At 61.6% G+C, this 12,331-nt stretch carries 12 protein-coding genes and 1 pseudogene; 8 read left to right on the top strand and 5 right to left on the bottom strand.

All coding sequences use genetic code 11. From position 1 onward, the window contains the following. Nucleotides 1–8: 8 nt before the first annotated feature. From EBS11_RS18215 to EBS11_RS18195, 5 genes are all read right to left on the bottom strand, one after another. Nucleotides 9–467 (bottom strand): GNAT family N-acetyltransferase, encoded by a 459-nt coding sequence (locus tag EBS11_RS18215; protein WP_290605037.1) that lies wholly within the window; start codon nucleotides 465–467, stop codon nucleotides 9–11. Between the two features lie 66 nt (nucleotides 468–533). Continuing rightward, nucleotides 534–1,217 (bottom strand): hypothetical protein, encoded by a 684-nt coding sequence (locus tag EBS11_RS18210; protein ID WP_290605035.1) that lies wholly within the window; start codon nucleotides 1,215–1,217, stop codon nucleotides 534–536. A gap of 140 nt (nucleotides 1,218–1,357) precedes the next feature. Continuing rightward, complete coding sequence (locus EBS11_RS18205) at nucleotides 1,358–2,524, bottom strand: hypothetical protein (protein WP_290605033.1); 1,167 nt, start codon at nucleotides 2,522–2,524, stop codon at nucleotides 1,358–1,360. Beyond that, nucleotides 2,521–3,387 (bottom strand): fibronectin type III domain-containing protein, encoded by an 867-nt coding sequence (locus EBS11_RS18200; RefSeq protein ID WP_290605031.1) that lies wholly within the window; start codon nucleotides 3,385–3,387, stop codon nucleotides 2,521–2,523. Before EBS11_RS18200 ends, EBS11_RS18205 begins: the two co-directional genes overlap by 4 nt. Nucleotides 3,388–3,774: 387 nt before the next feature. Further along, nucleotides 3,775–4,314: a DUF2939 domain-containing protein gene (locus EBS11_RS18195; protein ID WP_290605029.1), complete on the bottom strand. Its 540-nt coding sequence runs from the start codon at nucleotides 4,312–4,314 to the stop codon at nucleotides 3,775–3,777. 53 nt (nucleotides 4,315–4,367) lie between these two features. Between EBS11_RS18195 and EBS11_RS18190 the strand changes: the two genes are divergently transcribed. The 8 genes and pseudogenes from EBS11_RS18190 to EBS11_RS18155 all read left to right on the top strand — a co-directional run. Further along, entirely contained in the window at nucleotides 4,368–4,958 is a 591-nt protein-coding gene (locus tag EBS11_RS18190) for an RHS repeat-associated core domain-containing protein (RefSeq protein WP_290605027.1), read from the top strand. A 146-nt stretch (nucleotides 4,959–5,104) separates the two neighbouring features. Continuing rightward, a complete protein-coding gene (locus EBS11_RS18185) occupies nucleotides 5,105–5,488 on the top strand; it encodes a hypothetical protein (RefSeq protein ID WP_290605025.1) in 384 nt (127 codons plus the stop codon). Nucleotides 5,489–5,618: 130 nt separating this feature from the next. Next, nucleotides 5,619–5,984: pseudogene (locus EBS11_RS18180) on the top strand (transposase DNA-binding-containing protein); the annotation flags it as partial. Between the two features lie 623 nt (nucleotides 5,985–6,607). Continuing rightward, nucleotides 6,608–8,206 carry an ABC-F family ATPase gene (locus EBS11_RS18175; RefSeq protein ID WP_076568522.1) on the top strand — a complete coding sequence of 533 codons (1,599 nt, stop codon included), beginning with the start codon at nucleotides 6,608–6,610 and terminating at the stop codon, nucleotides 8,204–8,206. Nucleotides 8,207–8,350: 144 nt separating this feature from the next. Continuing rightward, the gene (gene nadA, locus EBS11_RS18170; protein WP_290605021.1) at nucleotides 8,351–9,484 is read left to right on the top strand and encodes a quinolinate synthase NadA; all 1,134 of its coding nucleotides are present in this window, start codon (nucleotides 8,351–8,353) and stop codon (nucleotides 9,482–9,484) included. Then, nucleotides 9,481–10,347, top strand: a complete 867-nt coding sequence (nadC, locus tag EBS11_RS18165) for a carboxylating nicotinate-nucleotide diphosphorylase (RefSeq protein ID WP_290605019.1) — start codon at nucleotides 9,481–9,483, stop codon at nucleotides 10,345–10,347. Before nadA ends, nadC begins: the two co-directional genes overlap by 4 nt. Then, a complete protein-coding gene (locus tag EBS11_RS18160) occupies nucleotides 10,347–11,111 on the top strand; it encodes a transporter substrate-binding domain-containing protein (RefSeq protein ID WP_290605018.1) in 765 nt (254 codons plus the stop codon). Before nadC ends, EBS11_RS18160 begins: the two co-directional genes overlap by 1 nt. A 159-nt stretch (nucleotides 11,112–11,270) precedes the next feature. After that, nucleotides 11,271–12,331: TIGR03118 family protein (locus tag EBS11_RS18155; RefSeq protein WP_290605015.1), on the top strand; the 1,061-nt coding region annotated here is incomplete at its 3' end.

The following is a 12,331-nucleotide window of genomic DNA, read 5'->3' as shown; positions in this document are numbered from 1 at the left end:
TTTACAGTCTAGACGGCGGCCTGCAAGGTCTTGCTCATGAATACGCGGCTCGTTCCTTCCGGACTGCAGGCAATCTCGCCAAATGCACGCCAGCCGCGGCGCTCGTAGAATGCCGGCGCCTGGAAACTGATGGTGTACAGCACCGCCGAGACGCAGCCGCGCCGGCGGCCTTCTGCCTCGAACTGTTCCAGTATCTCACTGCCCAGGCCCACTCCCCGCAAGGCGGCGGGCAGATAAAACAGATCCAGGAAAAGCAGGCCCAGCGAGGTCCGGCCCATGGCGCCGCCCAGCACCCGCTGGCTGTCGCGGTCGCGCACGACCACGCTCAGCGCCTGCCGGTCGCTATGGCCCGTGATCGCATCGTTGTAGGCGTTCAAGCCATCCAGGATGACGTGCTCGACTTCCGCGTCGATCGTGGCGCTGACGGAAATGGTATAGGGTAAGGCGCGATGCGGGTGTGTTGGCATGCCGGACGGGGATGTGGTGGGTAACTGTATGAATATACAGTAGTTTTCCCGTTTGCGCCCGTTTTATTATGGCAGCGTCAATGTTTCCATGCGGCGCATGCCGACCATGCCGGTTTGCTGGCTGTCATCGAGCGACCAGTACTCCAGCGCATATGCATAGCTGCCGTCGACGATGGTCAGCGTCTCCCTCTGGCGGCCGCTGGGCGCCTTGTAGTACAGGCGCCGCGCGGGCCGGCCATCGACTCTCTGACTGAACGATTGCGGTGACACGCTGGCGCGCTTGCCGGCCTTGCCCGCCATCGACATCGCCGTGATCGTCACGTAGGCCCGGTCCGGGCAGCGCGCCAGCAGGTGGCCGCCGCTCAGGACGGTGGGCTGCGACTGCTCCAGAGGGAAGCCGAACGGCTGCACGCCGACGATATCGCGGCAATCCATCTGCCGCGCCAGGGCCGCCAGGATGGCGGGATCGAGCGCGCTGCTCAGGTGTTTTTCAGCGGCCTGTGCCTGGCCCAGCGCCAGGCGGCGCTCCAGCTCGGCCAGCGAGATGTCGCTGGGCACGGGCAGCGGCGCGGGCGCGTCCGGATCGGCGGCCTGCGACGTTTCCGCCTGCATGCGCGCTTCGAGGGAATGGGCGTGCTCGGAGGATGCGCTGCGCTGGCGTTGTGGCGCATCCAGCGGCGTGGCAGCCGCCAGGGCGGCGTGGGCGAGGAGCAGGCCGGCGGCCAGGGGGATAAGGTGTTTGGCAAGCATGGGGGATCTCATGGGCGCCTGGATGGGCGCGATTGGACAGTGTCGGGCATTCTTGCACCGAATCGCGCTTTTGCACATGGCCGCACGGAAGAATCAAGGGCAAGGTCTGCCCCCATGCCGCCGCATGGCGCTTCCATGGATCACGATCGCTCCAGGCATTGCTCCGCTTCGTCCGCGCCGCCCAATGGCAGCGGCGCAAAGATCGTGGCGCGCAAATGCGCTTCCACCTCCGCCCACGGCAGCTTGCGGTCCACCGCCGATATCAGCCAGGCGCCGACGGTGACGGGGTCGTTGCCATACACATGCTGGCCGGTCTTCAGATATTCGAGGAACCATGCCGGATGCTGGTCGAGCGCCGCGTGCGCTTGCTTGTCCTGCAGCGCGTAGTTTTCCACGTCGCGCAACAGCGCCTGCTGCCTGCCGTCCACCTCGCGGCCCACGCGGCAGGCGTGCGCCGGCGAAAACGAGTCTTGCAGAATATGCAGCATGCTGCCCAGTGCAACATCGGGCGTTTGCATGTTGCGTTCCTCTATCGCTTGTCCCTGGCGGGCGAACAGGGTGCGGATCTTGACATTCTCGGGGCGCACACAGTGATTGAGGGCAATGGAAGGCAGGCTGAGTTCCGCCTGCTTTGTGGCCGTGAGGGGGTGATCGGGCCGCAGTTCGCCCGTCGCCACCTGATAGGCAAAGGCCATCCACGTCAATGCGGCCTGCACCGTGTGCTCCACGCGCTGGCCGCGCGCGGCATCATCCGCCGTTGCCTGCGTCGTCATGAAGTGCAGATGCTGCAGCTTGCCCAGGTGCGATGCCCTGGCAAGGTGGACGTCGGCATCCACGCCGCAGTCGTCTTGCGCCCCGGCGTATTTCGCGCGCCGCGGTTGAAATGCCGACCAGACCTTGTAGCCGCCTGCCGAGAAATCCCAGGACTGGCCCAGCGTCAGCATCAGCGGGTCGTCATTCCACCAGGTACCGAAAATGATGGCGAACGAGCGATGCTTGGGACTATCTGTGGGCCAGCCAGCTTCCATCATGTACGGCCACGTCCAGTCTGCCGCCGGCGCGGGCATGGCGCCGCCACGGTATTCGCGCAGTGCCGCCGCCGTCAGATGTTCATGCACGGCAGTTCTCTGCTGCCGGCCCAGTACCAGCGCACAGGAGTGGCTACGCCAGCGCACCGCTTTTTCATGCGGTGCGCCGCCGCTGTAGGTCAGGATGCGGTAGCATGGGCTGATTTGATACGCATGCGCCGCAGCGGGAACGCCCCATGCCAGCATGAAGGCGAACAGGATCGCGATGGCATTGTTCATTTGGCCCCCTCGGGGATGACTTTGACCATCCCGCCGCTGGTGCCGATGCGGTTTTGTGCGCGGATGACCAACTGGTATTTCTGGCCAGGGGCCAGGGACGTGACGGAAATGGTCGGCTGCGTGCGATCCCGGAAGTCCGCTGGCGAAACGATCGGGCCGCCCGGACTGATGCTGACGAGGTAGTCCGTGATATTGGCGCCGCCATCGCTGCCTGGCGGAGTAATCTTGATTATCCCGTTGCCGTCCGGACCAGCTTCAAATGCGGCATTCTGGGGCGCATCCGGTGCGTAGGCAGGCATGGCGGCTGCAATTTCGCTGGGCGACGGGAATTCACATGCGACCACCAGTTTTGCCACGGCGCCTGCGGCTTTGACGGGGTCCGTCCCCGCCGCGCTATATTCATTCATGGCAACGGCAACCTTGGCCGACATCACGCTATAGGCTGCGGAATAGTCGGCCGATCCCAATCCCCGTTGGCTGGCCGCATACTGATAGCCATTCGCGGCGCCAGAGACCCCGCCCCATGCCGCGATGGCCGATTTCGCCGCCGCCTTGGCCGCCAGTGCCGGCACGATGATCGAGCCAGCAACAATGCCTACTGTCACGACACCGACCTCAGAATAGCCGGTGCGGGTAATCTTGCGCTGATACTCGCTGGCCTTTTCCCGGCAAACATTGAGGGCAGTATCAAAATTACTCGAAGCTTTCTTGAGTTCCTCTTTTTGCTGCACCGTGGCGTGGTCAGTTCCGCTCAGAAGCATATTGATGGAGGAGTCGGACAGGCCAAATCGGGTGCCGGGGAGGGAAGAGCAGCCGCCAAGGAGGAGCAGTGCGGCGATAGCGCTTGGACAGGTAACTTGCATATGAGCTCCTTATGGATGGATTTGGCTCAGTTCGGTAACTGCAAGTTGGTATTGTGGTATATATTTTTTACAAATTTCTCGCCAATATACACGCTGTGGTATTTAAGCAATAACGCCGGCGGAGTACCGCCCGTGGCTGTGGCGCCCGGGCATGCTGTCGGTGTGGGTGCGCTGCCGGAAAAAGGATGGCATGTCTTATCTGCGAAATGTGCGGATCGAGGCTTCTTCCGCCGATGTAAATCGGCTGTCAACTTACCGGCGGCTGCTGCGGCGGCAACTAGACCTTTCCAAGGTAATTAAATTCTCCAGATAAATATTTATTTATGAGAATTATCATGGATAGTCTGCAGTGTAATTGTCGAGGCAGGCCGCCATGCCGCCGCCTTGCTACTGCCCGGCCACCGCCGGCGCCAGCTCGATGCCGCTCAGTTTCCATGTCCATATGCCGTGGCGCTGCAGGACCAGCGCGCCTTCCTGGCGGCCATCGCGTGCGCGCACGACGAACTTGTTGATGCCGGCATACGCGGCAGAGTAGTCGGCCTTGTCCTGCGCGCCATCGGCAGGCGCATCCCCATTCGCATCGGCTTGCGGGCTGACGGCGCTCTTGTTGACCAGCGCGACGACGCCGGCCGGCGAGACCATGGCGTCGACCATCTTGCCCAGCATGGCGCCGGCGATGGACTGGCCCAGGGCGGCGAAGGGGTTGTCCCTGCCGGCGGTGGCCTCGATGCTGCGGGCCATGCCGGCCTCCAGCTGGGCCTTCACGCTGGCGCGCAGGGCGGGGAAGTCCACGTGGGCGGCCAGCGCGTCGGCATTGCGCTCGGCCAGGGCGGTCTTGATCTGGCGCAAGGCGTAGTAGGGCGAAGCGTAGGCGGTGGCGGCGACGACGATGGCGGCCACGGTGGCGGCAAGGGTAATTTTTTTCAAGGGATGCCTGTCAGCTGGGTTGGAAATGCGGTGTGCCGCAGCGTAGCGGCTAAATGGAAAAGCGGCAATCATATTTTCTTGCCATTCACTGCCCCTTGTATTTTTTAGGTGGAGAGATGCTTGGCGTGCTGCGCGATGGCCAGTTCTACGCCGGCCACAACGTCAAGTTGGGACGTCCGGAAGTGTTGACCGGTTCGACTGGCGCCGTTGCCTGGCGTGCCGAAAATGCCGCATTTGACCGCACCGTATTCGTCGACAATATCGGCGGCATGCATGTTGGTTTCCCTGGGCAGTATTACGATACCGAATCTGGCTTGTGGTATAACTGGCACCGTTACGATGATGCTTCGCTGGGGCGGTATTTACAGAGCGATCCAATTGGGTTGGCTGGCGGCATCAACACCAATGCCTATGTGGAGGGTAACCCGATTAGCTACGTAGCCCCTACGGGGGAAATCGCTATCGCAGATGATATTGTGATCGGCGGTGGAGTTTTGATAGTCGGTTGCGCCATGTCCTCGGGCTGCCGCGATGCAATAAGTAAGGTTTTCTCCTCGATAGGCAACGCAATCGGTGACGGGTTTTCAGACTTCGTCAAGTTCTCCAAGGGGGGGGCTCGCAGAACATCAAGGATACGGGTTTGATTGGAGTATCCGACGCGGAAATTGAAGCGCGTCTGAAGGACCCGCGCACGAGTGCAGAAGAGCGAAAACGCTTGACCAACGAAGAAAAGGCGCGTGGCAAGTGGAACAAGGGCAAAGATAGCCGCAAGACATGCCCGTAATCCTGATTGGAGGCAATTATGCTTTGTTGTGCACATGCGATTTTTTACTTCCAGGTTCGTGGACAAGAGCAAGATACGTTTCTTGTCCATGAAAATGTTTATCTAATTGATGCTGAAGATGTGGATCAAGCCTCGGGAAGGGCGATTCAAATCGCCAAGGGAAACGAAGATCTCAGCGAGGACGGGCACCTTGAACTTAACGAGCAAAAGGCTGCATACGTCTTTGTTGGACTCCGAAAAATCATTGAAGTGGAGTCTAGTCCATTCCCGATAAATGCGTCTGGGCTGGTTGGATTAGAGTTAAGTTATTCGGAGTTCGAGGTGGATAGTTTGGATCAAGTTTTCGCTCTTGCCCGTGGCGATATGGTTGAAGTTCTGTACAGGGAATAACCATACCGTTATACATAAGTCTGCTACACGGCCCAGCGCCGTCAAGAAAGTCGTTAACATTCAATGAGTTACCCGAGGGTCTTGTAAACGTTGGCGAGATCCCGTTTACTCTTTGACTTTGGGTGACGTATTGGCCAAGGTAACGAGCCGCTGGACGGATCAAGAGTTTGCGGGACCGGACCTGGGCGATGCTCGCCTCGACAAACGAGCGAGACCACTGATGGAACGATTTACAGGGAAGCCGACGGCGAGCATTCCCGAAGCCTGCGACAGTTGGAGCGAAACCTGTGCGGCCTACCGCTTTCTCGGCAAAGATGAGGTGTCGTGGGAAAGCATCCTGGCTCTGCATTGGGAACGCACCCGCGAACGCATGCAGGACCATCCGGTCGTGCTGTGCATCCAGGACACTACCGAACTCGATTTCAATGGCCAGGAAGCGCAGGGGCTGGGACCGCTGAACTATGAGGCACGGCGCGGCACGTACCGATATCGTACAGCGCATGCCTTGCCTACCACGCGCTGCGCCTGGTCGACTAGGAAGGTGACCTTGCATCCGGCCGCCGCGCTGCCATAGTTCAACTGCAGGTACTCGCCCTGGTGCTCGTAACTAGCGGGCGTGCAGAAGCGGGCGGCGAGGGCGAAGCAGTTCATGCCAACAGCGATGTGTTCAGACGGGCGACCTACCGGCGCACCTACGCATCCGGAAAAAACCAGATGAAGATCATTGCAGCTGAGAATCGCATAATGCCTTTCGCAGGATTGCTGAGGCTATGTTAAAACGCGCTGTAGGTGGCATCCCTGTGTAAGCGCAAACAAAGCCAGTGTGCCGTCGCGCTTTTTACCACCCAGCATTCTTTGCGAAGCTTGTAAATATGCCAGTGGCGCGGTCTGCGGTCAGTGAAAGGGGGCGTCATGGCACATCCATTAACCATTCTAAGATAGCTGCTGTCCCTCCCTACTTGGTTTGCCAGCTCGAGCGCCTGCGCGTTAGAAATCGTCGAATATACCGCTGTAAGTCATTGTTTTAGGGGGTCTTATACAGTGGTTCATGGTGGGTGCTGTATAATGGGAGAAAAGTACCTAACTAGCTGTTTTAACTGAATAAAGACCTAATATCACATGCTTTCAACCGCAAATATTACGATGCAGTTTGGCGCCAAGCCATTGTTTGAGAATATCTCCGTCAAGTTCGGCGACGGCAACCGCTATGGCTTGATCGGCGCGAACGGCTGCGGCAAGTCGACGTTCATGAAGATCCTCGGCGGCGACCTGGACCCGTCGGGCGGCAATGTCATGCTCGATACCAACGAGCGCCTGGGCAAGCTGCGCCAGGACCAGTTTGCGTTTGAAGACATGCGCGTGCTCGACGTCGTCATGATGGGTCACACGGAAATGTGGGCCGCGATGCAGGAACGCGATGCGATCTACGCGAACCTGGAAGCGACGGACGAGGACTACATGAAGGCGGCCGAGCTGGAAGGCAAAGTGTCCGAGTACGACGGCTACACGGCTGAATCGCGCGCCGGCGAACTGCTGCTGGGTGCAGGTGTCGCCATTGACCTGCATCAAGGTCCGATGAGCAATGTCTCGCCAGGCTGGAAGCTGCGCGTGCTGCTGGCACAGGCGCTGTTCTCGAATCCGGACATCCTGCTGCTCGACGAGCCGACGAATAACCTGGACATCAACACCATCCGCTGGCTGGAAGACGTGCTCAACGAGCGCAACTCCACCATGATCATCATTTCCCATGACCGCCACTTCCTGAACCAGGTGTGCACCCACGTGGCCGACATGGATTACGGTACCCTGAAGATTTATCCGGGCAACTACGACGAATACATGTTCGCCTCGACCCAGGCGCGCAACCAGCAGCTGGCCAACAACGCGAAAGCGAAAGACAAAGTTGCCGAGCTGCAGGAATTCGTGCGCCGCTTCGCCGCGAACAAATCCAAGGCCCGCCAGGCCACCTCGCGCGCCAAGCAGATCGAAAAAATCAAGGTCGACGACATCAAGCCATCGTCGCGTGCCTATCCGTTCGTGCGTTTCGACGGCGAGAAGAAACTGCACCGCCTGGCAGTGGAAGTGGAGAACATCTCGAAAGGCTTCGACCGCCAGCTGTTCAAGAACTTTTCCATCATGGTCGAAGCGGGCGAGCGCATCGCCATCATCGGCGCCAATGGCGCCGGCAAGACCACCATGCTGCGCTGCATCGCGGGCGACATCGCCGGCCTGCAGCCGGACCAGGGCCGCGTGAAGTGGGCGGAAAACGCCAACGTGGGCTACATGCCGCAGGACCCGACGGAAGATTTCGCCAAGGACACGAACCTGACCGACTGGATCGGCCAGTGGACGAAAGAGGGCGACGACGACCAGGCCGTGCGTTCCATCCTGGGCCGTCTGCTGTTCGGCGGCGACGACGTCAAGAAGGCCGTCAAGGTGCTGTCCGGTGGTGAGAAGGGCCGCATGATGTATGGCAAGCTGATGCTGGGCCGCCACAACGTGCTGATGCTCGATGAGCCGACCAACCACATGGACATGGAATCGATCGAATCGCTGAACATCGCGCTGGAAAAATACGCGGGCACCCTGATCTTCGTGTCGCATGACCGCGAATTCGTCTCCTCGCTGGCCAACCGCATCATCGAGATCAAGGAGGATGAAGTGGTCGATTACCGCGGCAACTACGAGGACTACCTGAAGAGCCAGGGCATTGATTAATCTCTAGCCTGGCAAAGTACATGCCGGATGGCGCGCCAGTCGCCCGTCCGGCAGCACCACACCGACGCGCCGCGGTCCTTTCGTTCCGGCGCACCTGCTTCATTGCGTTCGTGCCGGTCTATCCCGTTTTTGTTTGACACAGCCATGCAAACTTTAGCCATCAAATCCGTCGAGTACGAACATCCACAAGACGGAGCCAGCTGCACTGCCCATGCCTGGGCACGCACGCCAGCGACGCCGTCCCCGGCTGAAAAAGCCGAACTCATCACGCGCATCAAGCGCCTGCTGACCGAGCGCGAAGCCGTGCTCGTTGCCCACTACTACGTTGATGCAGACCTGCAAGACCTGGCGGAAGCCACGGGCGGCTGCGTCTCCGATTCCCTGGAAATGGCCCGCTTCGGGCGCGACCATCCGGCCAAGACGCTCGTCGTGGCCGGCGTGCGCTTCATGGGCGAAACGGCGAAGATCCTCAGTCCCGAAAAAACGGTATTGATGCCCGACCTGGACGCGACCTGTTCGCTCGACCTGGGCTGCCCCGTGGACGAATTCACGGCCTTCTGCGACGCCCACCCGGACCGTACGGTCGTCGTCTATGCCAACACCAGTGCGGCCGTGAAGGCGCGCGCGGACTGGATGGTCACATCCTCCATCGGCCTCGACATCGTTGCCCACCTGCATGCGCAGGGCAAGAAAATCCTGTGGGCACCGGACAAGCACCTGGGTTCGTATATCCAGAAGGAAACGGGCGCCGACATGCTGCTGTGGCAAGGTAGCTGCCTCGTGCATGACGAATTCAAGGGCATCGAACTCGACCTGCTCAAGGAAGAGTATCCGCAAGCCAAGGTGCTCGTGCACCCGGAGTCGCCCGCCAACGTGGTGGCCCTGGCCGACATGGTGGGTTCCACGTCGCAAATGATTGCGGCAGCGCAAACCATGGACACGGACACGTTTATTGTCGCCACCGACAACGGCATCCTGCACAAGATGCGCGCGGCCGCGCCTGGAAAACGCTTCATCGAAGCGCCCACGGCCGGCAACAGCGCCACGTGCAAGAGCTGCGCGCACTGCCCGTGGATGGCCATGAACGGCTTGCTGAACCTGGCGCAGACGCTGGAAAACATGCATAACGAAATCCACGTCGATCCCGCCGTCGGCCAGCTGGCCGTGCGCTCCATCAACCGCATGCTCGACTTCGCCGCCGCGAAAAAGGCAGGCCTCAAGCCGGGCGCGGATCTGGCAAAAGAAACTACATTGTTCCAAGGAATCGGTCCAGCATGAGTACCCTCGTAAATTCTTTCGCTCCCTTCGATCCGGCCCTGGCGCGCGCGTTTGAAGGCAATCTGCTGGCCGCCCTGCTGGAAGACGTGGGCCAGTGCGACCTGACGGGCGAACTGGTGCCGCCCGACCACATCGTCACGGCCCGTGTCATCGTGCGCGAAGCGGCCGTGCTGTGCGGCGCGCCGTGGTTTGAAGGCATCATGAAAAGCCTGGACCGCAGCATCGACATCGTTTGGCAATATGCCGAAGGCGACATGATGACGGCCGACAGCGTCGTGTGCACGATCGAGGCGCCGGCGCGCGCCTTGCTCACGGCCGAGCGCAGCGCCCTCAATTTCCTGCAACTGCTGTCGGCCGTGGCCACGGCCACGCGCCAGTACGTCGACGTGGTGGCCGGTACGAAAGCGTCCATCCTGGACACGCGCAAGACTTTGCCGGGCCTGCGCCTGGCGCAGAAGTACGCGGTGCGGGTGGGCGGCGGCAAGAACCAGCGCCTGGCCCTGTACGACGGCATCCTGATCAAGGAAAACCATATCGCGGCCGCGGGCGGCGTCAGCCAGGCCCTGGAAAATGCGCGCAACCTCGACGCGGGCGTGCCCGTGCAGATCGAGGTGGAAACCCTGGCGCAATTGCAGGAAGCGCTGGACGCGGGCGCCGTCTCCGTGCTGCTGGATAACTTCAGCAACGACATGATGCGCGATGCCGTGGCATTGACGGCGGGCCGCGCCCTGCTGGAAGCGTCGGGCGGCATCAACTTCGATACCGTGCGCGCCATCGCCGAAACGGGCGTGGACCGCATCTCGATCGGCAGCCTGACCAAGGACGTGCGGGCCACCGATTACTCCTTGCGCATCGTCGGCTGATGAAGGAAGCAGGGCGGCGCCTGCTGGCTGCAGCACTGCTGGGCTCGGCGCTGGCCTGCTCCCTGCCGGCGCAGGCGCGCGAGCTGCTGGCCGTGGGCGCGCAGTTCGAGCGCGTCTTCGAATACCAGGACAGCGGCGACTACGGCGGCCTGGGCGTGGAACTGCTGCGCCTGATGGCGGCGCGCACGGGCAACACCGTGCGCTTTCGCATGGTACCGTGGGCGCGCGCCCAGGCCATGCTGGTGCAGGGCCAGGCCGATATCCTGATCGGTCCCTACAAGTCGCCCGAGCGCATCGCCAGCATGGCGTTTTCCGAGAAACCGTTCTACCAGGACCAGATCGTTTTCTACACGCGCCAGGATGCCAGCTTCGGCTGGGATGGCGATTACAGCGTGCTGAAGAGCCGCCGGGTGGTGCTGCTCAATGGCTGGGCGTATGGCGCGGACTGGGAGCGCGTGCGGCCCGGCTTGCAGGTCAGCGTGGCCAACACCGTGGAAAACGGCTTGAAGATGCTGGTACACAACCACGTCGATGTCTTCGTCAGCAACCGCCGCAATACGGACCCCGTCATCGCCCGCCTCGGCTATGGGCGCCAGGTGAAACCCCTGCCCAGGGTCGTGGAAACGCAGAACGGCTATTTCGCCTTTCCCCGTTCGCCTGCCTTCGACAAGCTGCGCCTGCAGTTCGACCAGGAACTGAATAACCTGCTCGACAGCGGCGAGCTGAAAAGACTGGGCCGGCGCTACGACGTCACCGTGCCCTGAGGGGCCATGCCGCCGCCAGGCGGCAGTATTTATATCCTCTGCTGTTGACATGCCTCAAACGGCCGCCCTGGCCCGGTTATACCCTGAAGACAGGCAGCGTGGCATTGCTCATTGCTCGCACTGCCTCTCACACTGCTTATTGCGCAGAAGGGAAATGCCATGAAAACGCACAACGCCAGCGCGATTGCCTGCGCCTGTCTTGCCGCCATCCTGGCCGCAGCGCTGTTTGCCTGCGGCGGCCACCATCACCACCAGCCACCCGTGCTGAGCACCTATGCCGCCACCAGCCTCGTATCCGATACGGCGTCGCTGCCTGCCCCGCATACGGATCCCAACCTCGTCAACGCCTGGGGCGTGGCCTTCAATCCGCGCGGCTTCGTCTGGGTGGCCGACAACGGCACGGCGAAGTCCACCCTGTACGACGGCAATGGCGTGCCGCAGTCGCTGGTGGTCAGCACGCCGGCAGGGCCGACGGGCATCGTCTTCAACGGCACGCAGGATTTCAAGCTGAGCCAGAATGGCGTGACGGCGCCCAGTCCCTTCATCTTCGCCACCGAGAGCGGCAGCATCGCCGCCTGGTCGCCCACGGTCAGCCCCGTCACGGCCCTCGTCGTGTATGACGGCAGCGCGGGCGGCAGCGTCTACAAGGGCCTGGCCATCAGCACCTTCGGGGGCGCCAACTACCTGTATGCGGCCGATTTCCACAACCAGCGCGTCGATGTGTTCGACGCCAGCTTCGCCAAGGTGGCCTTGCCCGGCGCGTTCAGCGACCCCAGCCTGCCGGCCGGCTATGCGCCGTTCGGCATCCAGGCCGTCGGCGAGCGCATCTACGTCGCCTATGCCATGCGGCAGGCCAGCGGCGACGATGAACAGGCGGGCGCGGGCCTGGGCATCGTCAATGTGTATGACAGCGGCGGCACGCTGATCAAGCGGCTGGCGAGCGGCGGCGCCCTGAATGCGCCCTGGGGCATGGCGCTGGCGCCCGCCAATTTCGGCGCGGCCAGCAACATGCTATTGGTCGGCAATTTTGGCGATGGCAGGATCAACGCCTATGATCCCTACACGGGCGCCGCCGGCGGCCCGCTGCTCAAGGCGGACGGCACGCCGCTGGTGACCGATGGCCTGTGGGGCATCGCCTTCGGCAATGGCCTCAACAACCAGCCCTTGAATACGCTGTTCTATGCGGCCGGACCGAACGACGAGGCGCACGGCCAGTACGG

It is taken from the genome of Janthinobacterium sp. (genome assembly GCF_009923995.1).
Lineage (GTDB): Bacteria > Pseudomonadota > Gammaproteobacteria > Burkholderiales > Burkholderiaceae_D > Janthinobacterium.
Note: the sequence above shows the minus strand (reverse complement) of the source record. Positions and strands in the feature narration are given on the sequence as shown.

Bases quoted from the DNA above. Each gene is read 5' to 3' on its own strand.
- EBS11_RS18215 (WP_290605037.1), bottom strand. From the start codon at position 467: ATGCCAACACACCCGCATCGCGCCTTACCCTATACCATTTCCGTCAGC.
- EBS11_RS18210 (WP_290605035.1), bottom strand. From the start codon at position 1,217: ATGCTTGCCAAACACCTTATCCCCCTGGCCGCCGGCCTGCTCCTCGCC.
- EBS11_RS18205 (WP_290605033.1), bottom strand. From the start codon at position 2,524: ATGAACAATGCCATCGCGATCCTGTTCGCCTTCATGCTGGCATGGGGC.
- EBS11_RS18200 (WP_290605031.1), bottom strand. From the start codon at position 3,387: ATGCAAGTTACCTGTCCAAGCGCTATCGCCGCACTGCTCCTCCTTGGC.
- EBS11_RS18190 (WP_290605027.1), top strand. From the start codon at position 4,368: ATGGAAAAGCGGCAATCATATTTTCTTGCCATTCACTGCCCCTTGTAT.
- EBS11_RS18175 (WP_076568522.1), top strand. From the start codon at position 6,608: ATGCTTTCAACCGCAAATATTACGATGCAGTTTGGCGCCAAGCCATTG.
- nadA (WP_290605021.1), top strand. From the start codon at position 8,351: ATGCAAACTTTAGCCATCAAATCCGTCGAGTACGAACATCCACAAGAC.
- nadC (WP_290605019.1), top strand. From the start codon at position 9,481: ATGAGTACCCTCGTAAATTCTTTCGCTCCCTTCGATCCGGCCCTGGCG.
- EBS11_RS18160 (WP_290605018.1), top strand. From the start codon at position 10,347: ATGAAGGAAGCAGGGCGGCGCCTGCTGGCTGCAGCACTGCTGGGCTCG.